Genomic DNA, 24,668 nt, shown 5'->3' with positions numbered 1-24,668 from the left:
GATGAATCTCGCGATTACCGCAACTCCTCCGCCGCCTTCTCCCAGTTGCGCCCGTCGAAGGGCCTCGCCGTCACCGCCAACCCCGTCACATCGTCGAGCGCGTTCAGATTCACGCTCCACGCGTCGGGGTGGGAGCGGGGTTGGTAGAAGCTCTTGATGCCGCAGGTGGCGCAGAAGAGGTGGTTCGCCTGGCCGGTGCCGAAGCGGTAGGAGGTGAGCGCTGCGGGATCGGTGAGGAGCCGGAAATCGCCGTGCGGCACGATGAGGTGCCGGAAGCCCGTCGCCGAGCAGATCGAACAATTGCAGTCGAGGATCTCGACCGCTTCGGGCACTTCGGCTTCGAAGCGCACCTTCCCGCAATGGCAGCCGCCTTCTATCTTCATGCCCGTCCTATGCATCGCAACTTTCCCCCTGTCATCCGCGCGGACACGAAGCTGCTGCTGCTCGGCAGCCTGCCCGGCGCGGTCAGCCTCGCGCAGCGGCGCTATTATGCCCATCCGCAAAACCAGTTCTGGCGGCTGGTCGGCGCGGTGATCGGGCGCGATCTCGCCGCGATGGATTATGAGGCGCGGCTGGCGGCGCTGCTCGATGCCGGGATCGGCCTGTGGGACACGGTCGCCGCCGCGACACGCGAGGGGAGCCTCGATGCCGCGATCCGGCTCCACGAGGCGAGCGATCTCGCCGGGCTCGCCGCGACGCTGCCGGGGCTGAGCGCGATCGGCTTCAACGGCGGCACCTCCGCCCGCATCGGCCGCCGCCAGCTCGCGGGCTTCGCGGGCCCGGCGCTGATCGACCTGCCGTCGAGCAGCCCGGCCTATACGCTCTCCTTCGACCGCAAGCTCGCGGCCTGGCGTCAGATCGCCGACTGGCTCTGAAGGAACGCGATCGCGCGGGCGGCGAGATCGGGCCGGCCGATGATCAGGTCCGGAACCATGGTGTCCGGCCCGTTGTAGAGGAGCGGCGTCCCGTCGATCCGGCTGGCGTGGAGCCCGGCGCCGATCGCGACCGCGGCGGGGGCGCAATTGTCCCACTCATGCTGGCCGCCGGCATGGACATAGAGGTCCGCATCGCCGGCGACGACGGCCATCGCCTTTGCCCCGGCCGATCCCATCGGCGCCACATCCGCACCGATCGCCGCCGCGATCGCCTCCGCCCCGGCCGGCGCGCGGGTGCGGCTGACCAGCATCAGCGGGCGCGGGCGCGACCCGATCCTCGCCTCGACCCGGTCGGACCGGTACAGCCGGTCGAGCGCCGGCACCGCGACCGCGCCCGCAGCGGGCTTGCCCTGAACCGCGAGCGCGACATGGACCGCCCAGTCGCTGCGCCCCTCGACATATTCGCGCGTGCCATCGAGCGGATCGATGATCCACAGGCGCAGGTGGGAAAGCCGCTCGGGATCGTCGGGGCTTTCCTCTGAAAGGATGCAATCGTCCGGCCGCCATTGGCGAAGCGCGGTCAGGATGAAGGCATTGGCGACCTGATCGGCCACCGCGCCGAGCGCGCGGCCTTCGAGGCACGATGTCTCGCGCAGCGCCAGCAGCAGCCGCCCCGCGCCCTGCGCCAGCCTTGCCGCCAGATCCTCGTCGCCCACGCGCGCGCCCCTATTCATCTCCGAAGCCAAGCTGGAATCCCACTTCCACCGGCAAGGCAAGGATATTCGCGCATCCGCGATCTTGCGGACGGCAAACATGGTTAACGCCTTCTTCTGGCGAAGCTGTTGAATCCAAAGGCGGTTGCCAGTTCGTTCCGGGAAAACCTCGCCCAACAATATCAATGGCATGGCCGAAGCCTTGCAAACTTTCGAGGACCGCATGACCGCGCCTGTCATCATCGGGCGGGCGCGGCTGTGAGCAAGCGCGCGCCGCAATTCGAGCGACGTGAGCGGGACTTCTACCCGACCCCGCGCGATGCTGTTTTCCCGCTCCTTCCCCATCTCGCGCCGGCGACGAGATTTGCCGAGCCGTGTGCCGGGGACGGACGCCTGCTGGATCATCTGACGGCCGCCGGTCATGTCTGCGTCGACGCGTGGGACATTGAGCCGCGCCGGGCCGATATTGCCCGCGACGATGCCACAATGGCGCTTTGCCACAACACCGACTGCTACATCACCAACCCGCCGTGGGATCGGCGCGTGCTGCACCCGATCATCCTCAACCTGTCGCGGCACAAGCCGACATGGCTGCTGTTCGATGCGGACTGGATGCACACGCGCCAGAGCGCCGAGTTCATGCCGCTGTGCCGCAAGATCGTGAGCGTCGGCCGGGTCAAGTGGATTGAGGACTCGCCCTTCACCAGCAAGGACAACGCGGCCTGGTATCTGTTCGACGCCAATGCGGAGGGGCCGGCCTGCTTTATCGGCCGTGAGCGCCAAGGCAACCTGTTCGAGGAGCGGGCGGCGTGAGCGGGACGCGAGGGAACGCTCCACCGTTGAAACTCCGCCTCGAATTCGCCCTCATCGTCGCCGTGATCTGCGCCATGCTCGCGGTGAATCTGATCCGGGGCGGGATGGGGATGGGGTGGAATTGGTGATCGGTTTGCCGGCGCCGGCAAGGCGATACGGGCGCTCGACCGGAGGCCCCAGTCCTTATCCCGCTTTGTGAAGCGTTGATCAATTTGCCGGCGCCGGCAAGATGATCCTAAGGCCCGCTGCATCCGCGAAGCAAAGCATCCGCCCGCATCGCATAGCCGAACAGCTCGATCACCTTGGCGGCGAGGATGCGGCCCTGCTCGTTCGGATCGGCGGGCATGGTGGGATGCTCCTCCGCCACCCTGCGCGGCACCTGCGGCACGTCGGCCGGATCTGGGCACGGCGCGCGCACCGGCACGTTGACCGTTTGCGTGACGATGCGCGGCTCTGGGGCGGGCGGGGTGGCGCAGCCGGCGAGGGCAGCAAACGCCGCCCCCGCCATCATGATGTGAGCCGCGCTCATGCGGCCTTTGCCAGCTTCTCGCGGAGAGCGTATCCCTCCAGCTTCCAAAGCTGGCGAATTGCGTTCTCGCGGGCGAACTTCTTGCCGAGATCGGCATTGAAGTTTTCGGGCGAGGCCGGCGCGCTCTCGCCAGTCACATAGAATCCGTTTTTCATCTTGATCGTGCAGAGCGTCAGCACGCCGTCGATAACAGTGTAGCTCTCGCTCGCGATCTTGGACTCCATGCTCTCCAGCGTGACACGGGGAGCGACGGCAATGGCGGCACTTTCCGCCTCGGTGACTTCAAGACTATTCATGTTCCAAATCCTTTGTTTCGACCTGCCGCTGGATGCGCGCGGCCCGCTTCCGGCAATCGCCGAAACCCTAAAGCTGCCCCCATTCATCCGCTGTAAGCCCCGTGGAGCGTCCCGGCGCTTCCAAGGCCCTCCGGGTCGTCTCCCGAGCGGAGGTTTCGCGGCTGGCGGCCTCCGCAGCGGCTTGGCGGGCCTGTTCCGCCCTCGCCTCGCCTTCACTATGCAGCCGGTCCACCGCCGCGTTCTGCTGATCCACCGCCGCCTGTAGCGTGGCGATGTTGGCGCGGGCCTGAGCGAGCGCCTCGTTCAGTCGGTCGATCGCGGGCTGCATCGATGCCTGTCCGGCGTGATAGCGGTGGTTACCGTGCGCCACGAAGGCCGCGACAAGCAGGACGAGCGCGATCCCGGCGCCGATCAGCTTGGCGGTGAGCCCGTTGAGCCAGGGGAGGGAGAGGCCGAACATCACTTCACCTCCGTGGTCGTCGTCACCGTGGCGCTTGGAGCGTCATCATGATCCTCAAGCTCGAAAGTCGCGCCGTCCCGCCCCGCCCCCGCCTTGAATCGCCCTACCGGCCCGCCAACCGCAAGCGCGAGGATCACGGCGATCATGCCGAGCGGAAAGCCCGCTCCCATCAGGCTGATCGAGGCGATGCGCTGATGCTCGCTCGCCGCGCTCCACCCGCCGAGCCACAGCAGCAGGATCACGCCGGCAAAGCCCATGCCGCAGAACACGCCGGCAGCCGACATGAGCCAGAGCGAGACGGCGCGCTGCCCTTGTCGATCGGGAGAGCGGGAGGAAGTGATGAAATTTAAGACCTATTTGCTTTCCTACAACTATCAGGGCGCGCAGTGGAGCGCGGAGATCAAGGCCGCCAGCTTTGACGATGCGCGCAGCCGTCTTCGCTCGCTTGGCCTAAACGGACAAGTGGACGGCGAGCTTATCGCCCGCATCCCGGCAAACACAATCACGCATTTCCCGGTGAGCATCTTACTGCCCGTCATCGTCGCGACCCGCAATTTCCTTCACCGCCTGTTCCGGACCCGCCCATGACCACCGCCCAGCAATGGCTCGACCTGGCCGAGAGGATAGAGGCGGCGACGGGGGCCAACTACCAGCTCGACTGCGACATATGGGATGCCCTGTATCCCGGTGAACGGGACGCGCGCTTTGTCAAGGTCAACGCCTCCTATGGAGGTCGCCTTGGGCCAGCGGATCGGGACGGATATGTTCAGCCTCTTCGTGCGGTCACCGCCTCTCTCGACGCCGCGCTGACGCTGGTGCCTGAGGGGTGGGACGGCGTGCTGTATCTGGCCACCGAATACACCAGGCCATGTGCCCAACTCGAAACGCCCGCCATGCGTGCGCGGTTCTCGATGGACTATGAGAGTGCGACGGGCGAAGCTGTGACGTTGCCCCTCGCCCTCTGCGCCGCCGCTTGCCGCGCACGCGCCGGGATGGAGGGGTAGGTGACGAGAGACTATCCCTATCCGCCGCGCGCCATGACCCGCCAGCGAGCGGCCGCCTATTGCGATCTCGCCGTGTCCGAGTTCGAGCGGGAGGTCACGTCCGGCCGCCTGCCGCAGCCCTTCCGCCTCGGAAATCGGGATCACTGGAGCCGTGCTGCACTCGACGAAGCGCTTGCGGCAATGGCCGGCGAGGGCGAGAATACTGACTGGAGGAAGGGTCAGCCCCTATATGCGGCATAAATCGCTTCTCTACGTCAAGGTCACGCGGGCGAAGGGCCGGCGGTACTGCTACTTCCGCACCGGGCGGATCGGCGAGAATGGACGCGAGATACTGGCGCGCCTGCCCGATCTGGATGACGCGGGGTTCGGCGCCGCCTATGCCTCGTTCCTGGCCGGACGGACACGGCGGGACGCGCTGATCGCCGAGCTGACCGTCCCCGCGCTGATCGACCTGTACGAGCGCAGCCCCAAATATCTGAGCCTGAGCATGTCCACGAAGCGCGCCTACGGGTTCGCCATCGCCTATATCCGCAAGATGCTCCCGACCGCGCCGGCCGGGCGGATCGAGCAATCCGATGTAGCGCGCCTGATCGACGCCAGAGGCGACACGCCGGGCGCCGCGAACATGGTGCTGGCGGTCATCCGGACGATCTGGAAATGGGGGCGTGCGCGAGGCCATGTCGCCAACGATCCGGCCGCCAACGTGGCCCCGCTCGACATACAGGGCGAGCACGATCCGTGGCCCGTATATGTCCTGGACGCGGCACTGAAAGCGGACGAGCCGATTACGCGTCTCGCCGTCCACCTGCTCTATTACACAGGCCAGAGGATCGGCGACGTGACCACGATCCGGTGGCAGGACATTCGCGACAACGTGCTCCACATCCGCCAGCAAAAGACGGGTAAGCGTCTCGAAATCCGCCTCCATGCCGCGCTGTCGGCCGAACTGGCGCGTCATAAGCGAGGCGCGGGCTTCATCATCCCGGGAAGTCGGGCCGGTCAGCCCATCGGCACGCTCGCGCTGAGGCAACGGCTTCAGCGCTTTGCCGGCAAGCTCGGGGCCAGAATCGTGCCGCATGGCCTCCGCAAGAACGCGGTGAACGCGCTGCTTGAGGCCGGCTGCACGACGGCGGAAACGGCGGCGATCACGGGCCAGACGATGCAGCTTGTCGAGCACTACGCCAAGGCCCGCGCGCAGTCATCTCTCGCGAGCGCGGCGGTGCTGAAATGGGAGCGGAACGTATGAGGTACTGGCAAACCTTTGGAAAACCGCCCGCGAGAATGGCAGAAAAGCTGGCGGTATGGTTAACGCCTTCTTTACCGATTACCGTATAACTACGAGGCCATCGGGAACCTTTACCGGGGGCATATATGGTCATTCTTCTCGCCGCCATGCTGGCCGCCAAGCCGGCGCTGCCGCAAATCGATCGCCGCACGCTCGAGCTTCAGGCCCGCGCCGAGCAGTTGCAGCCGCATCGCGCCGCGCCGGCCCGGGCCGCGCGGTCGCCGCAAACCCAGGTCCGCCGCGCCAGCGCCGGATCGCTCGATTTCGCGCAGGTGACGACGATCTGCCGCGCCGCCGGCAACCAGCGCGATCCGGCCTCGTTCATCGCCGGCCTCGCCAGCGCCTATGCGCTGTCGGCGGGCGAAAGCGCCTCGCTGCGCGCGAGCTGCGCCGCCTATATCGCGGGCCGCGACGACGCCCGCCGCACGGCGCGCTGAGCGCGGGCGCCGGCTTTGCAGGATCACCGGGCTGTGCTTAACTCTCCGCGGGGCTGGGGGGTGCGCGCAATGCGGATGCTGGCGATCGCCGGGACGCGGCCGGAGGCGGTGAAGCTCGCCCCCGTGGTCGCGGCGCTCGCCCGCGAACCGCAGGTGAAGCCATTGCTCTGCCTGACCGGCCAGCACCGCGACTTGATCGCCGGGCCGCTGTCCTTCTTTGGCCTGGCGCCGGATTTCGATCTCGACCTGATGGAGCCGGGCCAGCCGATCGGGCGCCTGCTCGGCCGCGCGATCGCGGCGATCGACGAGGTGCTGGTCAAGGCCCGGCCGGATCGGGTGATCGTCCAGGGCGACACCACCACCGCGCTCGCCGCCGCGACCGCTGCCTTCCACCGATCGATCCCCGTCGCCCATGTCGAGGCGGGGCTTCGCACCTATGCGGCGCGCGCGCCCTTTCCGGAGGAGATGAACCGCCGCGCCATCGCGCTGATGGCCGATCTCCACTTCGCGCCGACTCCGCTCGCGAAGGCGCAGCTCGCCGCCGAGCGGCTGAACGGCCGCGTCTTCGTGACCGGCAATAGCGGCATCGACGCGCTCTTCATGGTTCGCGACCGGCTGGCCGCCGATCCCGCGCTCCGCGCCGAGGCCGAAGCCGCCCTGGCGATCCCGCCGGGCCGCCGGCTGGTGCTGGTGACCGCGCATCGCCGCGAGAGCCTCGGCGCGCCGTTCCTCGCGATCTGCGAGGCGGTGGCGGCGCTGGCGAAGCGCGACGATGTCGAGATCGTCTGGCCGCTCCATCCCAATCCGGCGCTGACAGCCGCGGCCGGGGAAGCGCTGCGCCGCGCGCCCAACGTCCGCCTGGTCGCGCCGCTCGATCTGGCCGCCTTCGTCCACGCCATGACGCGCGCGGACCTCATCCTCACCGATTCGGGCGGGGTGCAGGAGGAAGCGGCGGCGCTCGGCCGCCCGGTCCTCGTGCTTCGCGACACGACCGAACGACCGGAGGGCATCGCCGCCGGCCTCGCCACCCTGGTCGGCACCGATCCGGAACGCATCGCGACGGCGGCGACGCAGCTGCTCGACGCCCCGGCTGCGCCGCGCCCCGCCGACATCTATGGCGACGGCGGGGCGGCCCGGCGGATCGTCGACGGGCTGATGGGACGCGACGTCGCCGCTTTCGCGCCGGCACCGGCGGGGCGCGAGCCTTTGCGGACCATCGGCTGATCCCTTTCCCCGCAGGCCGATGATCGGCTAGACACGCTCGCCATGAGCGACGCGGATTTCCTGATCATCGGCGGCGGGATCGCCGGTCTGTCGGCGGCGGCGCGCCTCGCGGCGCACGGCCGGGTGCTGGTCCTGGAGGCGGAGGACGCCACCGGATATCACAGTTCGGGGCGAAGCGTCGCGTTCAGCCATTACGGAATCGGGGGCGAGGCGGTGCGCGCGATGACGGCGTGGAGCCGCGCCTTTTTCCAGGACGATCCGGCGCTCGCCAGGACCGCGTCCTCGCTCTATTTCGCGGACGAGGAGTCGCGGCCGCGGCTCGATGCGCTCGGCGCCGCGATGTCCGAGTTCAGCGATTCGATCGAGCCGGTGGATGCCGCCGCGATCGCGCGACTGTGCCCGGCGCTGCGGACGGGCGCGGGCGGCGCCATCGCCGGCCTCCACGATCCGACCGGCCTCAAGCTCGACGCCGATGCCCTGCTCCAGCGCGTCGCGCGGGACATGCGCGCGAAGGGCGGCAGCGTCCTCCCCGGCCGGCGCGTCGCCTCGATCGAGGCGACGGGAGGCGGCTGGCGGGTGCGCGACGAAACCGGGGAGACGCATGAGGCGCCGGTCCTGGTCAACGCCGCCGGCGCCTGGGCGGACCGGATCGCGGCGATGGCCGGCGTCGATCCGATCGGCCTCGCGCCGCGCCGCCGGACGATCATCGTCGTCGATCCGCCCGCCGGGGCCGAGATCGCGGGCTGGCCCTTCGTCCACAGCGTCGCCGGCGATTTCTACATGTTGCCGGAGGCGGGGCGGCTGCTCGTCTCGCCGGTCGACGAGGTGGAAGACGATCCGTGCGACGCCGCGCCGGAGGATTATGACATCGCGCTCGCGGCCGACCGGCTCGAACATTATACGACCGTCGCCGTCACCCGGATCGCGCATCGCTGGGCCGGCCTTCGCACCTTCACCGGCGACCGCGTGCCGACCGCCGGCTTCGCCGCCGACGCGCCGGGCTTCTTCTGGCTGGCGGGACAGGGCGGCTATGGGCTTCAGACCGCCCCGGCCATGGCGGCGGCGGTCGAATCGCTGATCGCCGGCACTCCGTGGCCGGACGGGCTCGCCCAGCTTGGCGTCACCGCCGCGACGATCGGGCCCGAGCGGCTGCGCGCCCCCGCATGCTGCTGAGGCGCAACGCCTCCGCGCCGCCAGCGGCGGCCCTGCCGCCACCGCCCACGCCCTGGCGCGCGCGCGTCGTGAAGCGCGCCCTGAAGCTCGGCGCGCTGATCCTCGTGCTGCTCATCGCGTGGCTCGCCTTCACCACGCCGCTGTCGCGCTCGCTCCAGCCGATCGCGGCGCCGAGCATCACGCTGCTTTCGGCCGAGGGCGAGCCGATCGCGCGGCGCGGCGCGATCATCGAGGCGCCGGTCCACGTCGCCGATCTGCCGCCTTATGTCGGCCAGGCCTTCATCTCGATCGAGGACCGCCGCTTCTTCCACCATATCGGCATCGATCCCTGGGGCATCGCCCGGGCGATGCTCCGCAACCTGCGGCTCGGCCGGGTCCGCGAGGGCGGATCGACGCTGACCCAGCAGCTCGCGCGCACCAGCTTCCTCAGCCCCGACCGGACGTTCGGCCGCAAGGCGCAGGAGGCGCTGATCACCCTGTGGCTCGAGGCCTGGCTGACGAAGGAGGAGATTCTCGATCGCTATCTCTCCAACGCCTATTTCGGCGACAACGTCTATGGCCTGCGCGCCGCCGCCCATCATTATTTCAACACCGATCCAGAGCGCCTGACGCTCGCCCAGGCGGCGATGCTCGCCGGGGTCGTCAACGCGCCGTCGCGGCTCGCCCCGACCGGCAATCTGGAGGGGGCGCAGCAGCGCTCCCGCCGGGTTCTGCGGATGATGGCCGAGGTCGGCTATATCAGCGAGGCAAAGGCGCGGAACACCACCCTCGCCCGCGTCCGCCGCGCGCCCGACGGCGATGTGCCGACCGGCACCTATTTCGCCGATTGGGTGCTGCCGCAGACCGGCGCGCTGGAGGACGAGGCCTATGGCGAGCGCCAGATCCACACGACGCTGGAAGGCGACATGCAGCGTTATGCGGTGCGCGCGATCCGCCGCGCCAATCTGGGCGGCGCGCAGGCGGCCCTGGTCGCGATGCGGCTCGACGGGCGGGTGGTCGCGATGGTCGGCGGCCGCGATTATTCGCAAAGCGCCTTCAACCGCGCCACCCAGGCGCGCCGCCAGCCGGGATCGGCCTTCAAGCCGTTCGTCTATCTCGCCGCCTTCCGCGCCGGGATGACGCCCAACACGCCGGTGAACGACGTGCCGATCCGGCTCGGCAACTGGGAGCCGGCCAATTACGGCAACAGCTATCGCGGGCGGGAGCTGCTTCGCGACGCCTTCGCCGAATCGAGCAATTCGGTCGCGGTGCAGACCCAGGAGCGGGTCGGACGGCGAAACGTCATCCGCGCCGCGCGCGATCTCGGCATCACCAGCCCGCTGCGCGCCGATCCGAGCCTTGCGCTCGGCACGAACGGGGTCAGCCTGATCGAGCTTACCGCCGCTTATGCCGGCATCGCATCGGGCCGTTACCCGATCCGCGCCCATGGCCTCACCGAGCCGTCGCCCGGCTGGCTCGGCTGGGGCGCCGAGCCGCTGCATCGCGGCCATTATTTCCCGATGCTTCGCGACGTGATGTACGCGGTGACGCAGCGGGGCACGGGTCGCGCCGCCCGCCTTTCCATCCCGACCTTCGGCAAGACCGGCACGACATCCGATTATCGCGACGCCTGGTTCGTCGGCTTCGCCGGCGATCTCGTCGTCGGCATATGGGTCGGCAATGACGACAACACGCCGCTGCCGGGCACGACCGGCGGCGGGCTGCCGGCGCGGATCTGGCGGGCCTTCATGGTCGATGCGCTCGGCATCCGCCCCGCCCGCGCGCCGGCGGTGCCGCTGTCGCAGACCGACCGGACGAGCAGCGCGCCGGCCAACGTCCAGGCCCCGCCGCCCGAGCCGCAGGCGCCGGCCCCGCAGGTGCCCGACAATGCCGCGCCGATCCCGGTCGGCCCCGCGCCGCAGCCGGGCGGCGCGACCCAGAGGCCGCCGACCAACTGATCCTCCCCACAGTCGGGGAGGACCGGGCTCAATCGAGGAACAGCTCCGCCGCCGCCTCGACCAGCGCGTCGACGTCGAGCCGGTAGGCGCGGTAGAGATCGGGCAGGCTTCCGGTCTGGCCGAAGCGATCGACGCCGAGCGGGCTGACCCTGTGGCCCCGAACCCCGCCGAGCCAGGAGAGCGCCGCCGGCGACCCGTCGATCAGGGTGACGAGCCCCGCCTCGCGCGACAGCGGCGCGAGCAGGGTCTCGACATGGCTCGGCGTCGCCTCCCGGCCGGCCCAGCGCCCCGAGCGGCGCTCGCTCCAGCCGCGATGGAGCAGCGTCGGCGAGGTCACCGCGAGGAGGCCGAGGCCCGGTATGTCGTCCCTGAGCGCCTCCCATGCCGCCAGCGCCTCGGGGGCCAGCGCGCCGCTATAAACCAGCGCCGCCTCGGCGCCCGGCGCCGGCTCGCGCAGCCAGTAGCCGCCGGCCAGCGCGCCGGCCTTCCAGCCATCGTCCGCGCGCGTGATCTGCCGGATGCTGCGCGTCGTGAGGCGCAGGTACACGCTCTCGCCCGCCGGGTCCTGGATCAGCCGGAACGCCTCCTCCATGAACAGCGCCAGCTCGTCCGCATAAGCCGGCTCGTAATGCCTGAGCCCGGGCTGGCCCATCGCGATGAGCGGCGGATTGATCGACTGGTGGGCGCCCCCCTCCGGCCCGAGCGTCACGCCCGACGGCGTCGCGACGAGGAGGAAGCGCGCGTCCTGGTAACAGGCATAATTCAGCGCATCGAGGCCGCGGGCGATGAACGGATCATAGACCGTGCCGATCGGGAAGAGCCGCGCGCCGAAGAGGTCGCCCGCGAGGCCGAGCGCCGCCAGCATGAGGAACAGATTGTTCTCCGCGATGCCGAGCTCGATATGCTGCCCGGCGGTGCCGCCGCTCCATTTCTGGGCCGAGGGTATCTTCGCGGCGGCAAACAGATCGGCGAGTTCCTGTCTGCGAAACAAACCTCTCTGGTTCACGAACGCGCCGAGATTGGTCGATACGGTGACGTCGGGCGAGGTCGTCACGATCCGGTCGGCGAGCGCGCCGCCGGCCTTGGCGAGATCGAGCAGGATGCGGCCGAACGCGGCCTGGGTCGATTGCTCGTCACCGCTCGGCACCGCGATCGCCGGCACCTCGGCGACATGCCAGGCCCGCGCCGCTTTCTCGCGGGCGATCCGCGCCCGATCGGCGAGCGCCCGCGCCGCCTCCGCGCTGTTGCCGCCGAGCCCCGCCCAGGGCGCCCATTCCTCGCCCTCGGCAATCCCCATGGCATCGCGAAGCGCGGCGATCTGGCCGGGGTTCATCAGCCCGGCATGATTGTCCTTGTGGCCGGCGAAGGGGAGGCCGAAGCCCTTGATCGTATAGGCGATGAACAAAGTCGGCACGTCGTCCTGCGCCGCATCGAACGCGTCGGTCAGCGTTTCCAGGCAATGGCCGCCGAGATTGGTCATCAGCGCGGCGAGCGCATCGTCGTCGCGCGCGTCGAGGATCGGCCTCACCACCTTGCCGAGATCCTTTTCGAGCCGCGCCCGCCAGGCCGGCCCGCCGAGATAGGTCAGTACCGCATAATCGGCGTTGCTCGTCTCGTCGATCCAGCGCTTCAGCGCCGCGCCGCCCTTCTCGCGGAAGGCGGCCTCCTGCGCCTTGCCATATTTCAGCGTCACGACCCGCCAGCCGCAGCTCGCGAAAATCTCGTCGAAGCGGCTGAACATCCGGTCGGCCGTCGTCGCGTCGAGGCTCTGGCGGTTATAGTCGACGATCCACCAGCAATTGCGGATATCGTGCTTGGCCGCCTCGATCAGGCATTCGTAGATATTGCCCTCGTCAAGCTCGGCATCGCCCATCAGCGCGACCATCCGCCCGGTATCGGCCGGCTGCATCAGGCCGTGGGCGACGCAATAATCCTGGACGAGGCTTGCGAAGGCGGTGATCGCGACGCCGAGCCCGACCGAGCCGGTCGAGAAATCGACGGGGATCCGATCCTTCGTCCGGCTCGGATAGCTCTGCATCCCGCCGAAGCCGCGAAACGCCTCCATCGCCTCGCGGGTCTGCGACCCGAGCAGATAGTGGATGGCGTGGAGCACCGGCCCGGCATGGGGCTTCACCGCGACCTTGTCGTTCGGCCCGAGCGCGTGGAAATAGAGCGCCGCCATGATCGCGGTCATCGACGCGCAGGAGGCCTGGTGCCCGCCGACCTTCAGCCCGTCGACATTCTCGCGGACATGATTGGCGTTGTGGATGGTCCACGCCGACAGCCAGCGCAGGCGATCGTCGATCAGCTTCAGCGCCGCGATATCGGCGCCCTCGGTCTTCTTCAGCATGGCCTTGCCTTAGCCCCGTTCGGCGCGCCGGCATAGGGGACGGCGGGCGCGCCCGGCCCGCTCAGCGCATCGACAGCAGGCGCAGCGGATTTTCGATCAGGCCCTTCAGCGCCTGCATGAACAAGGCCGCATCCCAGCCGTCGACGACCCGGTGATCGCAGGAGATGGAGAGGTTCATCATCTTGCGGACCTCGAGCGCGCCATCGACGACGACCGGCGTCTCGCGGACCTTGTTGACCGCAAGGATCGCGACCTCCGGCCGGTTGATGACAGGGGTGGAGGCGATGCCGCCCCACGGGCCGAGGCTGGAGATGGTGATCGTCGATCCCTGCAGCTCGTCGCGCGTCGCCTTGCCGGTGCGGGTCGCCTCGGCGAGGCGCAGGATTTCACCGGCGAGGCTCCAGACGTCGCGGCCCTCGGCGTTGCGGATCACCGCCACCGACAGGCCGTTATCGGTCTGCGTCGCCATGCCCATGTGGACGGCGCCGGAGCGGTGGATGACGTTCGCCTCGTCATCGTAGCGCGCGTTGATCTGCGGGAAATCGGGCAGCGCGCGACACAGGGCGGTGATGAGGAAGGGCAGCATGGTGAGCTTGGGATTGTCGCCGCGATCGCGGTTCATCATCGCGCGCGTTTCCTCGAGCGCGGTGACGTCATATTCCTCGACCAGGGTGAAATGCGGGATGCGGCGCTTCGCCTCCTGCATATTCTCGGCGATCTTGCGCCGGAGGCCGACGACCTTCACGTCCTCGTCCGCCCGCTTCGCCGCCGGCCCGTGCGCGACGCCGCCGCCATTGTAGAGCAGATAGGCGTCGAGATCGGCATGGCGGATGCGATCGCCGGCATATCTGACCCGCGCGAGATCGATGCCGAGATCGCGGGCGCGCTGCCGCACCGCGGGGGAGGCCTGGACATCGGACTTGTGAACCTTGTCCCCCCCATCGCTCGTGCCGAGCGAAGTCGAGGCGCGCTGCACGGAGTCCGAGGGGCGCCCCTCGACTTCGCTCGGGACGAACGAGCCTGTTTTCGGCGCGGGCGGAACGGCGGTTGCCGCTTCGGGCACTTCCGGTTCCGGCACGAGCCCGTCGGCGACCGGCTCCTGGGTCTCGGTCGCCTTGAGCTCCGGCACCTCCGTCGCGGCCGCCTCCCCTTCCGTTTCAAGCACGACGAGGACCGATCCGATCGGCACCATGTCGCCCACCTGCCCGGCGATCTCGACGACCTTGCCGGCGACCGGGCTTTCCATCTCGACCGTCGCCTTGTCGGTCATCATGTCGGCGAGCTGCTGATCCTCGGCCACCGTATCGCCGACCGCGACGTGCCAGGCGACGATCTCGGCCTCGGCGATGCCTTCACCGATGTCGGGGAGCTTGAATTCGTAGCGGGCCATGCCGGTCAGTCCTTCAATACGGCCTTGAGCGCGGGGCCGAGCCGCGCCGGCCCCGGAAAATAATCCCATTCCATCGAATGGGGATAGGGCGTGTCGTAGCCGGTGACCCGGACCACGGGCGCCTCGAGATGATAGAAGCAGCGTTCCTGGACGAGCGCGCTCAGTTCCGCGCCGAAGCCGGCGGTCCGCGTCGCCTCGTGAAGCACGACGCAGCGGCCGGTCTTCTTCACCGATTGCTCGATCGTCCCGATGTCGAGCGGCACGATGGTGCGAAGATCGATCACCTCGGCGTCGATCCCCTCGACCGCCGCGGTGGCGAGCGCGACATGGACCATCGTGCCGTAGGCGAGCACGGTCACCGCCTCGCCCTCGCGGACCACCGCCGCCTTGCCGATCGGAACGGTATAATGCCCCTCCGGCACCTCGGCGCGCGGGTCCCTCGCCCAGGGCGTGACCGGCCGATCGTAATAGCCGTCGAACGGGCCGTTATAGATGCGCTTGGGCTCGAAGAAGAGGACCGGATCGGGATCCTCGATCGCCGCGATCAGCAGGCCCTTGGCATCATAGGGATTGGACGGGATCACCGTCTTGATCCCCGGCATGTGCGCGAAGAAGGCCTCGGGCGATTGCGAGTGCGTCTGCCCGCCGAAGATGCCGCCGCCATAGGGGCTGCGGATCACCATCGGCACCGACCATTCGCCCGCGGTGCGATAGCGGATGCGCCCCGCTTCGGAGAAAATCTGGTCGAAGCCGGGGAAGATATAATCGGCGAACTGGATCTCCGCGACCGGCTTCAGGCCATAGAGCGCCATGCCGATCGCGGTGCCGACAATGCCGCCCTCGGCGATCGGCGCATCGAACACGCGGGTCTTGCCATATTTCTTCTGGAGGCCGGCGGTGACGCGGAAGACGCCGCCGAAATAGCCGGCATCCTCGCCGAACGCGACGACGGCCTCGTCGCGGCCAAGCATCACGTCATGGGCGCTGTTCAGCGCCTCGATCATGTTCATCACGCTCATTTGCCGCGGGCCTTGCGCTCGGCGCGAGCCTGCTCGCGCTGTTCGGCGAGATGCCAGGGCACGTCGGCGAAGACATCCTCGAACAGGGTGTCGATATCGTCATAATGGCCGTTGCCGAGCGTGCCCTTCGCCTCGGCTTCCTTCTGCGCCTGGCGGACGGCGGCCTGCGCCTCTTCCTCCAGCGCCTTGTGCCGCTCATCGTCCCATTCGCCCAGGCCGACCAGATGCTCCTTCAGCCGCGTGATCGGATCGCCGAGCGGCCAGGCGGCGCCGGCATCCTTCGGCCGATAGCCGCTCGGATCGTCGGAGGTCGAATGGCCCTCGGCGCGATAGGTGAACAGCTCGATCAGCGTCGGCCCGAGATTCGAACGCGCCCGTTCGGCCGCCCAGCGAGTCGCCGCATAGACGGCGAGCGCGTCATTGCCGTCGACCCGGAGGCCCGCAATGCCATAGCCGATCGCGCGCGCCGCGAAGGTGGTGAGCTCGGCCCCGGCGATCCCCGAAAAGGAGGAGATCGCCCATTGATTGTTGACGATGTTGAGGATCACCGGCGCGCAATAGACGCCGGCAAAGGTGACGGCATTGTGGAAATCGCCCTCCGCCGTCGCGCCGTCGCCGATCCAGCCCGCCGCAATGCGGCTGTCGCCCCGGATCGCCGAGGCCATCGCCCAGCCGACCGCCTGCGGATATTGGGTCGCGAGATTGCCGGAGATGGAGAAGAAGCCCCTCGCCCGATCCGAATACATGATCGGCAGCTGGCGGCCCTTCAGCGGATCGCCCTGGTTCGAATAGATCTGGTTCATCATCGCCACGAGCGGATAGCCGCGCGCGACGAGGAGCCCCTGCTGGCGATAGGTGGGGAAGCACATGTCCTCGGCCTCGAGCGCATGGGCCGCGGCGACCGCCACCGCCTCCTCGCCGAGCGATTTCATGTAGAAGCTGGTCTTGCCCTGCCGCTGCGCGCGGAACATCCGTTCGTCGAAGACGCGGACCGTGACCATTTCCTTCAACATCCGCCGGAGAAGCTCCGGATCGAGCTTCGGATCCCAGGGGCCGACCGCCCGCCCGTCCTGGTCGAGGACGCGCACCAGCGTGTAGCACAGTGGGTGCGTGTCGGCCGCGGCGGCATCCACGGGCGGGCGCGGCGCGCTGCCGGCGGCGGGAATCGGAATTGCGCTGAAATCGGGCGACTCGCCGGGCCGCGCATCGGGCTCGGGAACGTGGAGAGAGAGCGCCGGTCGATTGCTGCGGCGCTCGGGTCGGCTGGTCATCCTGTGCCCTGCTGTCCTTGGCTCAAGGCCGACGCCCTAGTCCATCTGGACGCCAATTGCCAACCGGGGCGTGATCGGCTTTGCTGCGCAGCGAAAGGAAACGGCATGTCCCTCGTCACCCTGCTGCTCGCCGCGCTCGCCGCGACCGCAACCCCGAGCGCCGACGTCTACGTGATGCGCCATCTCAACACGCCGCCGGGGCAGCGCGACCCGGACCTGCTGCCCGAAGGCCGGCGCACCGCAGAGGCGCTCGCCCGCCAATTCCAAGGCTCGCCGCCGGTCGCGATCTTCGTCACCGATTATCGGCGCACCCGCCAGACCGTTGCGCCGCTTGCCGCCCGGCTTGGGCTGACCCCGATGGTCTACGATCCGCGCGATGTCGCCGGGCTGGTGGAGCGCGTCCGCGCCGTCGGCGGCCCGGTCCTGATCGTTGGCCACAGCAACACGGTGGGCGGCCTCATCGCCGCGCTCGGCGGCGCCTCTCCGGGCGAGCTTGGCGAAAGCGAATTCGGCGATATCTGGCACATCGCAGCCGACGGGACGACGACGCGGCTGCGGATCGGGGATTGAGCCGCAGCCTCCCGCGGAAGGGAGGCGCGGCGTCCCGTTACAGATCGATGCAGGCGGCGATCGATTCGAGCTTGCGGATCCGTTCCTTCAAGTCCGCGATCTCGATCCGCTCCATCGCCGCGCTGCGCGGCTCACCCGCGCCGGCGCCGGCACTCCCCAGCTCCATCCGCTTCACCTCGAGCCAGCCCTGCCAGCCCTTGAGGGCGGCGGCGAGCGCGATCGTGAGGCCGACAAGGGCGAAGCTGGCGACGGTGACGGTGGTCATGGCTTCGGTCATCTTTTCCTCCCATGTCCTTCGAATGAACTAGCGAAGCGCGTCGATCTCGCGGGCGAGCGCGCTGTTGCTGCTCGCCGCGTGGCTCTCGATCGCCTGGATCCTGAGATCGAGCGCGCGCAGCCGCTCCCGCGATTCCTCGGCCCGGCCGGTGCGATCGATCCCGACGCGAGCCCCGGTGCGCGCCTTGCGATGGCCGATCAGGGCGAGCGCGACATAAGCGAGCGGCACCCACGGAAAGCCGTGGAGAAAGACCGTCGCCAGCACGAAACCGACCCGGACGATCGTCGCGTCGACGCCTGTGGCCTTGGCAAGGCCCGCGCACACGCCGAGCAGCTTGCCCTCTTCGCGGTCGACTTCGAACCTTGGCTTGCTCATTCCTTCCTCCCGTTGTCGCGGCGCTCGGCCGTCGATTCCAAACTGCGCTGCGCGGACCGGCCGCTCTCGTCGCCGATCGCCCGTTCGAGGACCGCGAGCCGCGCCTCCATGCGATCGACCAGCGCCCACAATTCCTCACCCTCGTCCGGCGACAGCTCGCGCGGCGGCGGGGCGTCGCGGCGGCGGCGGCGGATGTGGCGCGGCGGCCGAACCATCAGGTAGACGAGCAGCCCGACCAGCAGCATCGCGAAGATGCTGACCCCCCAGCTCACGAACTCGATGAGCTCGCCGATATTGGTGCCGTTGATGTCGATGTTCATGCCGCTTCCTTCCGCGCCTTCATCGCGGCGAGCTCGGCCTCGACGCGATCCGCGACCTTCAGTTCCGCGATCTCCTCTTCGAGGCTCTTCGGCGCGGCGAGCGCGAGCGCCTCGGCCTGGCCTTCGGCATAATCGGCCTCGCGCTCGAGCAGCGCGAAGTTGGAGAAGGCCTGTTCCGCCTTCGACCCGGCATAGGCCTCGCGCATCCTGACGCGGTTCTGCGCGCTTTCGATGCGGGTGAAGACCGCGTTCTGGCGCACCCGCGCCTCGCGCAGCTTCGCCTGGAGCTTGGCGATGTCGGCCTCCGAGGCGCGCAGCGCGGCCTCGATGTCGGCGACCTCCGCCTCGATCTCCTCGGCAAGGTCGATCAGCTTCTCCTTCTCCATGAGGGCGGCACGGGCGAGATCCTCGCGGCCACGCGACAGCGCCAGTTCGGCGCGCTCGGTCCAGCTGTCCTGGAGCTCGGCGAGCCGGGCGAGCTGGCGGCGCTTCTCCTTGCTGTCCGCGATGTAGCGGGCGGCGGTGGCGCGCACCTCGACCAGCGTCTCCTCCATTTCGAGGATGACCACGCGGATCGTCTTCGCCGGATCGTCCGACCGCTCGACGAGGTCGATCACGTTGGCGGCGATGATGTCGCGGGTGCGGGAAAAGATGCTCATTCGACTGTCACTCCAAAGACGAAGCGGGTTTGGGGGGCGGCCGGGGCGCTCGATGGGGGGCGCATGCGTCCCCGGCCGCCTCTCCCTGGGTCAGGCCTCGACCTGAACCGAAGACTGGGCCTGCACCGTGGCGGGGCCGACGGCGGTGCCGATGAAGGCGATCGACAGCAGCATCGCACCGGCGGCGGCGATGGCGTTGCGGGCGAAATTGGAAATGTTGGTCATTGTCTTGCTCCCTGTGGGTCTGTTCGAAACTCGTGCCCACAAGGATAACAAGAGGCGTGCCAAACGGATTTTTCCGCAGTTTTCCGCCAGTTTTTGAAGAAATCGAGTGCCGGAGCCGATCCGCTCAGGCGCCTCTAGTTGGCGGAATTCGCCAAATCTTGGGAAGGCGTGAAATCGGTGCGGCGGCGCCGTTCGCCATTGTCCTTGCGCGTCAGCTCCATCAGCTTCGCGCCGGCCAGGAAAACCGCGCCGGTGCAGGCCGCGGAGAGCAGCCAGCCGCCGATGCCGGGATAGGTCTCGCGATAATGGGCGCCGCGCTCGATCGCGCCCAGGGCCAGCGCATAGATGACGACCATCGCCTCCAGGCGGGTCTTGATCACGAACAGGCGTCCGATCCGGCGAAGCATGTCCGAACGACAGCAAGGACCGGGCCAATGGCGGAAATCCGCGCTTTCCGGTCCCCGGCTCTTAACGATCTGTAAACCATGCCGACGCCCCTGGGGGCGAAGCGCCCCTCAGCCGCCCGGTCCGGGTATCGGCGGCGGACCGCCCTGCGGCGCCGGCGGCTGCCCGAGCGGGCCGAGACTGTAGGTCAGCGCCAGCTTGACACCCGGGCCGCCGGACCGGCTCGTATCGCGAGAGACGACGTTGGCCGAGGTCGAGACCGAGCGGAAGGCCGTGGGACCGAGGATATCGTTGACCGAAAGCACCGCCGACACCCGATCGGTCCATGCGTGCGACCAGGAGAGGTTGAACAGGGAATAATCGGAATAGCGGGTAAGGCCGTAATCGGTCGGGCCCGAATGGCTGGCGGTCAGCGTCACATGGTCCGCGCCGCGCCGGCCGTCGGTGCCGTCGCGATAATCGACCTGGAGCGTCGCGTCGTAGGCGGCGCTCGGGCCGATCGGCGCCTCGAGGCCCTGCCTGGTCCTGCGATCGGCGAGGTTGGCGTTGAGCGAATAGCTGAGCCCGCTCGCGATCGGACCCTGCACAGCGAGGCTGACGCCGCGATCCAGCCGCGTGCCCAGATTGATCCTGCGGGTCACCAGCACGCCATTGTCGTCGAGGCTGTTGAAGGCGGAGAAGAGGTCGCCGGTACGGCGGGAAAAGGCGGTGAGCGAGATTGTCTGGCGCGCGACCCGGGCCTGCGCCTTGGCTTCGTAGGAGTCGGTCATTTCCGGCCGCAGCGCCGGATTGCCGACCTGCGCCGTCGTCGCATCGGAAAAGCGCAGCGCGGGGCTGAGATCCGAGATTCCGGGCCAGCGGATGCGGCGCGAATAGCTGAGATCGGCGGTCAGCCAGGGGGCGACCGGGCGCTCCAGGTGGACGCTCGGAAAGGCGTGCGCGTCGCTCGGCCCCTCGCCCAGGCTGGCGTCGGCGAAATCGTAGTTTCGCCCCTCGATTCTGACCCCGGCGAGGATGGTGCCGCCGAGCAGCGGGAATTGATAATTGGCATAGGCCGCCGTCTCGACCACCGATCCGTCGATCCTCGACATCGGCGGGAACGGATTGCCGCCAAGCGGAAGATCGCCGCTCTGGGAGAGCAGGTTCACGACCCGCGTGTCGCTGGCGAGGCCGCCGATCAGCAGCCGCTGACGCCCGTGCAGCGGCCGGACATAATCGACCTTGAAGCCGCGGCTCAGATAGGAATTGCCGGAATCGAACCGGAACAGGCCGCTGTCGGCGCCGAAATCGGTCGCGATCTCGCTTCGTGAATCGGAGGTGTAGCGGACCTGCTGGAGCGAGGTGGTGAGCAATTCGCCCTGGCGCCGTCCTTCCTCGCGATATTCGAGCGAGCCACTGTAGCCGTGATAGCTGAAATCGCCGACGCTGCGCTGATCGAGCGGCGCGTCCGGATCGGCCAGACGAACGATCTCGGAGCGGCCCGACGAGTGCCCGTTGCCGCCGAACGGGCTGCCCTGAAGCGTGATCGTCCGCTTCGGATCCGGATGATAGCCGATCTGGCCATAGCCATAGCGGCTGTCGAATCGGGAGCGCCTATGCTCGTCCTCATCGGTGTCGAGCAGCGCGCTCGCCGGATCGAGCCCGCGCCGTGCGTGCGTCTGATCGCCGACCGATTCGGAGCGATACCAGCCGAGCCCGCCCGACAGCGACCAATCGCCCCGGGTCCACGTCGGCGAGAGGCCGATCTCGAAGCCGCCATAGCGGGTGACGGCGGCGTTCACCGATCCGCGCAGCCCGCCGCGATAGGTGCGGCGGGTGACGATGTTGATGACGCCGCCGGTGCCCGAAGCCGAGAATTGGGCGCCGGGATTGGTGACCACTTCGATCTTCTCGATCTGCGCGCCCCTGAGGTCGCGAAGGACGTTGACGCCGTCGGGCGGCGGGCGTCCGTCGATCAGCACGGTGACCCCGGTTGTCCCGAGCAGCCGTATGTCGCCGTCGGGCTGAACCGTCACGGCCGGGATCCTCGACAGGATCTCGATCGCGTTCGACGTGCGCGCCTCGGCGGTGTCGCGCACCATATAGGTGTCGCGGTCGATCGAGGTGCGCTGGGCGGGATCGGCGACGACGACGATTTCCTGGTCGTTCCGGTCGGCGACCGCGGCCGCCGGCGGGGCCTGGTCCTGCGCCAGCGCTGGAAGGGCCGGCGCACAAGTCGCGCCGGCGAAAAGCATGAACCGGGGAAAGTCCAGATCCCAACGCATCGCCGACCGTTATGCATCAAAGCCGGTGGATTGAAAGTCATATCGCCGAGGCGAGAGTAACGTCAGCCTTCGCTCGCCTCCAGCGCAAGCAAAGCGAAGGTCGCGAGCCAGTGTTCGCCCATATAGTCGCCGGCGACATGGGGGAGGCTGGCGTCGAGATGCAGGCCGGCAGTGTCGCGGGCGAGCTTGGCCAGATCGGGATCGAGCGCGTCGGCAAGTCCGCGCCAGCACCAGGCGCGGCTGAGGTTCACGCCATCGAGATGCGCGATCTTCCCGTCCGACCGATCCGACACGAAGGCGGGGGTGAACAGGGCGCGCGGGCTGCCGGCCGCGAGATCGGGCAGGAATGCGTCGAACCACGCCCGGAACGCGCCGGGCGCCATCACACGGCGCATCAGCAGCGCCTCGGTCAGCGCGGGCGAGATGAACTCGTCCCCGCCCGGCTCCCAACCGGGGCAAGCGCGGTCCTCGCCATAATAGTCGGCCGCCCGCTCGGCGATCAGGGCGAGCAGCGCCGGATCGTTCGCCGCCGCCCATTCGCGGGCCAGGACCAGGGCGAAGGCGGTGTTGTAATGCGCGCCGACGCGGATCGGATAGGTGAGCTTCGGCAGATAGGCGAGGAAGCGATCGGCGAAGGCGCGGGCGAGCGGCGACAGCGCATCGGCCCAGGGCTGCCCCTCGTGCCGCCGCGCCTCTTCATGGAGCATCAGCAGCCAGGCCCAGCCATAGGGCCGCTCGAACCCGCCGGTATAGGCGCGATCGAGATAGGCGAGTTCGCCCGCGACCTTCTCCTCGGTCAGCATCTCGTCGAGCAGCGCCGTGACCCGCGCGGCCGAGGGCATGTCCGGATAGAGCCGCAGCGTGCGCATCAGGAGCCAATAGCCGTGGACGCAGCTGTGCCAATCGAAGCTGCCGTAGAAGATCGGATGGAGCGCGCGGGGGCCGAGCACGTCCTCCGGCCCCTCCATCACATGATCGAGCTTGTGCGGATATTCGCGGCGGACATGGCCGAGCGCGATGTCGGCAAAGCGATTGGCGGTTTCGGCGGTGAGGCGGTGGTTCATTCGGCCCATCTACCCAATCCTCCCCGCGACGGGGAGAATCAAAAACCGACCCAGTAGATGAGCGCGATGTTGACGATCAGCAGCGGGATCGCCGTCCCGACCTGCGCCTTGATGACGCCGTTGCGATCCCTGAGCTCAAGCAGGGCGGCGGGCACGATGTTGAAGTTCGCCGCCATCGGCGTCATCAACGTCCCGCAGAAGCCGGCGAGCATCCCGACCGCGCCGACCACCGCCGGATCGCCGCCATAGACCCGGATCAGCAACGGCACGCCGATCGCGGTCGACATGACCGGGAAGGCGGCAAAGGCGTTGCCCATGATCATCGTGAAGGCGACCATGCCGAGCGCGAAGACGAGAACGGTGAGGAACAGGCTGCCTTCGGGGATCGCCGCGCGCGCGCCTTCGCCGACGATGTCGCCGACATGGGCGGCGGCGAAGACGGTGCCGAGCGCCGCGAGCATCTGCGGCAGCACCGCGGCCCAGCCGATCGCGTCGATCAGGCGCCGGCCCTCCTGAAGCGGCGCGAGCGGCGGCGGCTTCAGCCAAAGCCAGATCACGCCGACGGCGATCAGCGCGCCGAGGCACAGGAAGATGTAGGTCTCCCGCTTCGCCTCGATGAGGCCCGAAGCGCCGAGCGGCGTCAGCGCCCAGGCGAGCGTTCCGGCCAGCGCCACCGCCGGGATGATCAGCGCCGGCAGGAACAGCTTGCTGCCGAGCTGGTGCGACAAGGTCAGCCGCTCGCCCTGTTTCGTCGTCGGCGGGCTGCTGCGGCCGAGCGCGCCGAAGCCGGCGAGCCCGCCAAGCCCGAGCACCAGCACGCCATTGGCGAAATCGCCCAGCCAGCCGCCCGCGATCAGGCTCAGCGCCATCAGCCCCCAGAAGGCGGCATTGCCGAAGCGCTTGCCATTCGACCGGTCGAGCGCGCTCAGCACCGCGAAGGCGGCGAACATCAGCCCGGCGAGGCTGTAGGCCCATTGCAGCGTGATCATTTGCGCCGCTGCCGCAAGCTGCGGTCCAGCCGCGAGAGCCGCACGGCGTGGATCAGGAAGGCCGCGATCGCGCTCGGGATCGCCCAGATGGCGAGATCGAGCGGGCGCAGATCATAGCCCTCGCTCGCCAGCGTCGCCTGGATCAGCACGATCGAGCCGACCGCGATGAAGATATCCTCGCCGAAGAAAAGGCCGATATTGTCGGTCGCCGCCGACCAGGCCTTCACCTTCTCCCGGCTGTCGTCGTCGATCTCATGCTCCTTCTCCGCCGCCGCCAGCGCCATCGGCGCGACCAGCGGGCGGACGGTCTGCGGATGGCCCGCGATCGACGTGAGGCCGAGCGCGGCCGTAGCCTGGCGGAACAGCATGTAGAGGATGAGGAGGCGCCCGGCCGTCGCCGCCCTGATCCCGCGGATCAGCGTCGCCGCCCGCTCCTGCAGCCCGAACCGTTCGAGCAGGCCGATGGCGGGCAGCACGACCCATACGATCGCGATCAGCCGGTTATCGTTGAACGCGCGCCCGAGCAGCGCGATCACCGCGACGATGTTCATGCCGGCAAGCAGCCCCGTCGCAAGCGCCGCCACCGTCACCACCAGCATCGGGTTCCACCGCTTCGCGAAGCCGACGACGACGATCAGGATGCCGAGAAGGGGAAGATAGTGCGTCATCCCCAAATCCTCCCCGTGAAGCCAAGCTTCATGGGGAGGCGGACCATGCGACGCATGGCGGAGGGGCCTTCCGGAA

Annotated in this window: 30 protein-coding genes; 10 read left to right on the top strand and 20 right to left on the bottom strand. The window is 68.7% G+C overall.

Annotation, left to right across the window (positions count from 1 at the left end):
* Positions 1–14 precede the first annotated feature (14 nt).
* Positions 15–383, bottom strand: a complete 369-nt coding sequence (locus FRZ32_RS09765) for a GFA family protein (RefSeq protein WP_147043324.1) — start codon at positions 381–383, stop codon at positions 15–17.
* A 9-nt stretch (positions 384–392) separates the two neighbouring features.
* Between FRZ32_RS09765 and FRZ32_RS09760 the strand changes: the two genes are divergently transcribed.
* Positions 393–875, top strand: a complete 483-nt coding sequence (locus FRZ32_RS09760) for a DNA-deoxyinosine glycosylase (RefSeq protein ID WP_192901889.1) — start codon at positions 393–395, stop codon at positions 873–875.
* On the opposite strand, the gene FRZ32_RS09755 is transcribed toward FRZ32_RS09760, so the two are convergent.
* The gene (locus FRZ32_RS09755; protein ID WP_243445252.1) at positions 854–1,591 is read right to left on the bottom strand and encodes a 3'(2'),5'-bisphosphate nucleotidase CysQ; all 738 of its coding nucleotides are present in this window, start codon (positions 1,589–1,591) and stop codon (positions 854–856) included. The genes FRZ32_RS09760 and FRZ32_RS09755 overlap by 22 nt on opposite strands.
* Positions 1,592–1,846: 255 nt before the next feature.
* Between FRZ32_RS09755 and FRZ32_RS09750 the strand changes: the two genes are divergently transcribed.
* Positions 1,847–2,401 carry a class I SAM-dependent methyltransferase gene (locus tag FRZ32_RS09750; RefSeq protein ID WP_147043064.1) on the top strand — a complete coding sequence of 185 codons (555 nt, stop codon included), beginning with the start codon at positions 1,847–1,849 and terminating at the stop codon, positions 2,399–2,401.
* Positions 2,402–2,636: 235 nt separating this feature from the next.
* Here FRZ32_RS09750 and FRZ32_RS09745 read toward each other — a convergent pair whose 3' ends face one another.
* From FRZ32_RS09745 to FRZ32_RS09730, 4 genes are all read right to left on the bottom strand, one after another.
* A complete protein-coding gene (locus tag FRZ32_RS09745; protein WP_147043321.1) occupies positions 2,637–2,930 on the bottom strand; it encodes a hypothetical protein in 294 nt (97 codons plus the stop codon).
* Complete coding sequence (locus FRZ32_RS09740) at positions 2,927–3,226, bottom strand: Gp49 family protein (RefSeq protein WP_147043066.1); 300 nt, start codon at positions 3,224–3,226, stop codon at positions 2,927–2,929. Before FRZ32_RS09740 ends, FRZ32_RS09745 begins: the two co-directional genes overlap by 4 nt.
* A 67-nt stretch (positions 3,227–3,293) precedes the next feature.
* Positions 3,294–3,686 carry a hypothetical protein gene (locus FRZ32_RS09735; protein WP_147043320.1) on the bottom strand — a complete coding sequence of 131 codons (393 nt, stop codon included), beginning with the start codon at positions 3,684–3,686 and terminating at the stop codon, positions 3,294–3,296.
* Positions 3,686–3,970 (bottom strand): hypothetical protein, encoded by a 285-nt coding sequence (locus FRZ32_RS09730; RefSeq protein ID WP_147043319.1) that lies wholly within the window; start codon positions 3,968–3,970, stop codon positions 3,686–3,688. Before FRZ32_RS09730 ends, FRZ32_RS09735 begins: the two co-directional genes overlap by 1 nt.
* Positions 3,971–4,025: 55 nt before the next feature.
* Here FRZ32_RS09730 and FRZ32_RS09725 point away from each other — a divergent pair, with 55 nt between their 5' ends.
* The 7 genes from FRZ32_RS09725 to FRZ32_RS09695 all read left to right on the top strand — a co-directional run bounded on the left by FRZ32_RS09725 (position 4,026) and on the right by FRZ32_RS09695 (position 10,746).
* Complete coding sequence (locus tag FRZ32_RS09725) at positions 4,026–4,274, top strand: hypothetical protein (protein ID WP_147043318.1); 249 nt, start codon at positions 4,026–4,028, stop codon at positions 4,272–4,274.
* Entirely contained in the window at positions 4,271–4,690 is a 420-nt protein-coding gene (locus tag FRZ32_RS09720) for a hypothetical protein (protein ID WP_147043317.1), read from the top strand. Before FRZ32_RS09725 ends, FRZ32_RS09720 begins: the two co-directional genes overlap by 4 nt.
* Before the next feature lie 151 nt (positions 4,691–4,841).
* Positions 4,842–5,936: a site-specific integrase gene (locus FRZ32_RS09715; protein ID WP_147043316.1), complete on the top strand. Its 1,095-nt coding sequence runs from the start codon at positions 4,842–4,844 to the stop codon at positions 5,934–5,936.
* Between the two features lie 125 nt (positions 5,937–6,061).
* On the top strand, positions 6,062–6,412 hold the full coding sequence (locus FRZ32_RS09710; RefSeq protein ID WP_147043315.1) for a hypothetical protein: 351 nt from the start codon (positions 6,062–6,064) through the stop codon (positions 6,410–6,412).
* Between the two features lie 69 nt (positions 6,413–6,481).
* Entirely contained in the window at positions 6,482–7,636 is a 1,155-nt protein-coding gene (gene wecB / locus FRZ32_RS09705; protein WP_147043314.1) for a non-hydrolyzing UDP-N-acetylglucosamine 2-epimerase, read from the top strand.
* A gap of 42 nt (positions 7,637–7,678) precedes the next feature.
* A complete protein-coding gene (locus FRZ32_RS09700; protein WP_147043313.1) occupies positions 7,679–8,809 on the top strand; it encodes an NAD(P)/FAD-dependent oxidoreductase in 1,131 nt (376 codons plus the stop codon).
* Positions 8,800–10,746, top strand: coding sequence for a transglycosylase domain-containing protein (locus FRZ32_RS09695; RefSeq protein WP_147043312.1), 1,947 nt, complete (start codon positions 8,800–8,802; stop codon positions 10,744–10,746). Before FRZ32_RS09700 ends, FRZ32_RS09695 begins: the two co-directional genes overlap by 10 nt.
* Positions 10,747–10,774: 28 nt before the next feature.
* Here the strand turns inward: FRZ32_RS09695 and FRZ32_RS09690 are convergent, their stop codons facing one another.
* The 4 genes from FRZ32_RS09690 to FRZ32_RS09675 all read right to left on the bottom strand — a co-directional run bounded on the left by FRZ32_RS09690 (position 10,775) and on the right by FRZ32_RS09675 (position 16,776).
* Positions 10,775–13,096 carry a transketolase gene (locus tag FRZ32_RS09690; RefSeq protein ID WP_147043311.1) on the bottom strand — a complete coding sequence of 774 codons (2,322 nt, stop codon included), beginning with the start codon at positions 13,094–13,096 and terminating at the stop codon, positions 10,775–10,777.
* Positions 13,097–13,157: 61 nt separating this feature from the next.
* Positions 13,158–14,486, bottom strand: a complete 1,329-nt coding sequence (locus FRZ32_RS09685) for a dihydrolipoamide acetyltransferase family protein (protein WP_147043310.1) — start codon at positions 14,484–14,486, stop codon at positions 13,158–13,160.
* A 5-nt stretch (positions 14,487–14,491) separates the two neighbouring features.
* A complete protein-coding gene (locus FRZ32_RS09680; protein ID WP_147044415.1) occupies positions 14,492–15,496 on the bottom strand; it encodes an alpha-ketoacid dehydrogenase subunit beta in 1,005 nt (334 codons plus the stop codon).
* A gap of 5 nt (positions 15,497–15,501) precedes the next feature.
* Complete coding sequence (locus tag FRZ32_RS09675; protein ID WP_147043309.1) at positions 15,502–16,776, bottom strand: 3-methyl-2-oxobutanoate dehydrogenase (2-methylpropanoyl-transferring) subunit alpha; 1,275 nt, start codon at positions 16,774–16,776, stop codon at positions 15,502–15,504.
* Between the two features lie 105 nt (positions 16,777–16,881).
* Here FRZ32_RS09675 and FRZ32_RS09670 point away from each other — a divergent pair, with 105 nt between their 5' ends.
* Entirely contained in the window at positions 16,882–17,346 is a 465-nt protein-coding gene (locus FRZ32_RS09670) for a phosphoglycerate mutase family protein (protein ID WP_147043308.1), read from the top strand.
* Positions 17,347–17,383: 37 nt separating this feature from the next.
* Here FRZ32_RS09670 and FRZ32_RS09665 read toward each other — a convergent pair whose 3' ends face one another.
* The 10 genes from FRZ32_RS09665 to FRZ32_RS09625 all read right to left on the bottom strand — a co-directional run bounded on the left by FRZ32_RS09665 (position 17,384) and on the right by FRZ32_RS09625 (position 24,592).
* Positions 17,384–17,623, bottom strand: a complete 240-nt coding sequence (locus FRZ32_RS09665; protein WP_147043307.1) for a hypothetical protein — start codon at positions 17,621–17,623, stop codon at positions 17,384–17,386.
* 27 nt (positions 17,624–17,650) lie between these two features.
* Positions 17,651–17,998 carry a PspC domain-containing protein gene (locus tag FRZ32_RS09660; protein WP_147043306.1) on the bottom strand — a complete coding sequence of 116 codons (348 nt, stop codon included), beginning with the start codon at positions 17,996–17,998 and terminating at the stop codon, positions 17,651–17,653.
* Positions 17,995–18,318: a hypothetical protein gene (locus FRZ32_RS09655; RefSeq protein ID WP_147043305.1), complete on the bottom strand. Its 324-nt coding sequence runs from the start codon at positions 18,316–18,318 to the stop codon at positions 17,995–17,997. The genes FRZ32_RS09660 and FRZ32_RS09655 overlap by 4 nt, the downstream gene beginning before the upstream one ends.
* Positions 18,315–18,977: a PspA/IM30 family protein gene (locus FRZ32_RS09650; RefSeq protein ID WP_147043304.1), complete on the bottom strand. Its 663-nt coding sequence runs from the start codon at positions 18,975–18,977 to the stop codon at positions 18,315–18,317. Before FRZ32_RS09650 ends, FRZ32_RS09655 begins: the two co-directional genes overlap by 4 nt.
* A 90-nt stretch (positions 18,978–19,067) precedes the next feature.
* Positions 19,068–19,202, bottom strand: coding sequence for a hypothetical protein (locus FRZ32_RS15670; protein ID WP_279379224.1), 135 nt, complete (start codon positions 19,200–19,202; stop codon positions 19,068–19,070).
* 134 nt (positions 19,203–19,336) lie between these two features.
* Positions 19,337–19,609: a hypothetical protein gene (locus FRZ32_RS09645; protein WP_147043303.1), complete on the bottom strand. Its 273-nt coding sequence runs from the start codon at positions 19,607–19,609 to the stop codon at positions 19,337–19,339.
* Between the two features lie 108 nt (positions 19,610–19,717).
* Complete coding sequence (locus FRZ32_RS09640) at positions 19,718–21,871, bottom strand: TonB-dependent receptor (protein WP_147043302.1); 2,154 nt, start codon at positions 21,869–21,871, stop codon at positions 19,718–19,720.
* 62 nt (positions 21,872–21,933) lie between these two features.
* Positions 21,934–22,935, bottom strand: coding sequence for a DUF2891 domain-containing protein (locus FRZ32_RS09635; RefSeq protein WP_147044414.1), 1,002 nt, complete (start codon positions 22,933–22,935; stop codon positions 21,934–21,936).
* A 38-nt stretch (positions 22,936–22,973) separates the two neighbouring features.
* A complete protein-coding gene (locus tag FRZ32_RS09630; RefSeq protein ID WP_147043301.1) occupies positions 22,974–23,924 on the bottom strand; it encodes a DUF979 domain-containing protein in 951 nt (316 codons plus the stop codon).
* A complete protein-coding gene (locus tag FRZ32_RS09625) occupies positions 23,921–24,592 on the bottom strand; it encodes a DUF969 domain-containing protein (protein WP_147043300.1) in 672 nt (223 codons plus the stop codon). The genes FRZ32_RS09630 and FRZ32_RS09625 overlap by 4 nt, the downstream gene beginning before the upstream one ends.
* Positions 24,593–24,668: the final 76 nt, after the last annotated feature.

Origin of the sequence: Sphingosinicella ginsenosidimutans (assembly GCF_007995055.1) — a bacterium.
GTDB lineage: Bacteria > Pseudomonadota > Alphaproteobacteria > Sphingomonadales > Sphingomonadaceae > Allosphingosinicella > Allosphingosinicella ginsenosidimutans.
Note: the sequence above shows the minus strand (reverse complement) of the source record. Positions and strands in the feature narration are given on the sequence as shown.

Coding starts and splice junctions, on each gene's coding strand:
- FRZ32_RS09650 (WP_147043304.1), bottom strand. CDS start 18,977: ATGAGCATCTTTTCCCGCACCCGCGACATCATCGCCGCCAACGTGATC.
- FRZ32_RS15670 (WP_279379224.1), bottom strand. CDS start 19,202: ATGACCAACATTTCCAATTTCGCCCGCAACGCCATCGCCGCCGCCGGT.
- FRZ32_RS09680 (WP_147044415.1), bottom strand. CDS start 15,496: ATGAACATGATCGAGGCGCTGAACAGCGCCCATGACGTGATGCTTGGC.
- FRZ32_RS09725 (WP_147043318.1), top strand. CDS start 4,026: ATGAAATTTAAGACCTATTTGCTTTCCTACAACTATCAGGGCGCGCAG.
- FRZ32_RS09665 (WP_147043307.1), bottom strand. CDS start 17,623: ATGACCGAAGCCATGACCACCGTCACCGTCGCCAGCTTCGCCCTTGTC.
- FRZ32_RS09765 (WP_147043324.1), bottom strand. CDS start 383: ATGAAGATAGAAGGCGGCTGCCATTGCGGGAAGGTGCGCTTCGAAGCC.
- FRZ32_RS09630 (WP_147043301.1), bottom strand. CDS start 23,924: ATGATCACGCTGCAATGGGCCTACAGCCTCGCCGGGCTGATGTTCGCC.
- FRZ32_RS09675 (WP_147043309.1), bottom strand. CDS start 16,776: ATGACCAGCCGACCCGAGCGCCGCAGCAATCGACCGGCGCTCTCTCTC.
- FRZ32_RS09625 (WP_147043300.1), bottom strand. CDS start 24,592: ATGACGCACTATCTTCCCCTTCTCGGCATCCTGATCGTCGTCGTCGGC.
- FRZ32_RS09635 (WP_147044414.1), bottom strand. CDS start 22,935: ATGAACCACCGCCTCACCGCCGAAACCGCCAATCGCTTTGCCGACATC.
- wecB (WP_147043314.1), top strand. CDS start 6,482: ATGCGGATGCTGGCGATCGCCGGGACGCGGCCGGAGGCGGTGAAGCTC.
- FRZ32_RS09745 (WP_147043321.1), bottom strand. CDS start 2,930: ATGAGCGCGGCTCACATCATGATGGCGGGGGCGGCGTTTGCTGCCCTC.
- FRZ32_RS09685 (WP_147043310.1), bottom strand. CDS start 14,486: ATGGCCCGCTACGAATTCAAGCTCCCCGACATCGGTGAAGGCATCGCC.
- FRZ32_RS09670 (WP_147043308.1), top strand. CDS start 16,882: ATGTCCCTCGTCACCCTGCTGCTCGCCGCGCTCGCCGCGACCGCAACC.
- FRZ32_RS09740 (WP_147043066.1), bottom strand. CDS start 3,226: ATGAATAGTCTTGAAGTCACCGAGGCGGAAAGTGCCGCCATTGCCGTC.
- FRZ32_RS09720 (WP_147043317.1), top strand. CDS start 4,271: ATGACCACCGCCCAGCAATGGCTCGACCTGGCCGAGAGGATAGAGGCG.
- FRZ32_RS09700 (WP_147043313.1), top strand. CDS start 7,679: ATGAGCGACGCGGATTTCCTGATCATCGGCGGCGGGATCGCCGGTCTG.
- FRZ32_RS09760 (WP_192901889.1), top strand. CDS start 393: ATGCATCGCAACTTTCCCCCTGTCATCCGCGCGGACACGAAGCTGCTG.
- FRZ32_RS09730 (WP_147043319.1), bottom strand. CDS start 3,970: ATGTCGGCTGCCGGCGTGTTCTGCGGCATGGGCTTTGCCGGCGTGATC.
- FRZ32_RS09690 (WP_147043311.1), bottom strand. CDS start 13,096: ATGCTGAAGAAGACCGAGGGCGCCGATATCGCGGCGCTGAAGCTGATC.
- FRZ32_RS09660 (WP_147043306.1), bottom strand. CDS start 17,998: ATGAGCAAGCCAAGGTTCGAAGTCGACCGCGAAGAGGGCAAGCTGCTC.
- FRZ32_RS09640 (WP_147043302.1), bottom strand. CDS start 21,871: ATGCGTTGGGATCTGGACTTTCCCCGGTTCATGCTTTTCGCCGGCGCG.
- FRZ32_RS09655 (WP_147043305.1), bottom strand. CDS start 18,318: ATGAACATCGACATCAACGGCACCAATATCGGCGAGCTCATCGAGTTC.
- FRZ32_RS09645 (WP_147043303.1), bottom strand. CDS start 19,609: ATGCTTCGCCGGATCGGACGCCTGTTCGTGATCAAGACCCGCCTGGAG.
- FRZ32_RS09710 (WP_147043315.1), top strand. CDS start 6,062: ATGGTCATTCTTCTCGCCGCCATGCTGGCCGCCAAGCCGGCGCTGCCG.
- FRZ32_RS09695 (WP_147043312.1), top strand. CDS start 8,800: ATGCTGCTGAGGCGCAACGCCTCCGCGCCGCCAGCGGCGGCCCTGCCG.
- FRZ32_RS09735 (WP_147043320.1), bottom strand. CDS start 3,686: ATGTTCGGCCTCTCCCTCCCCTGGCTCAACGGGCTCACCGCCAAGCTG.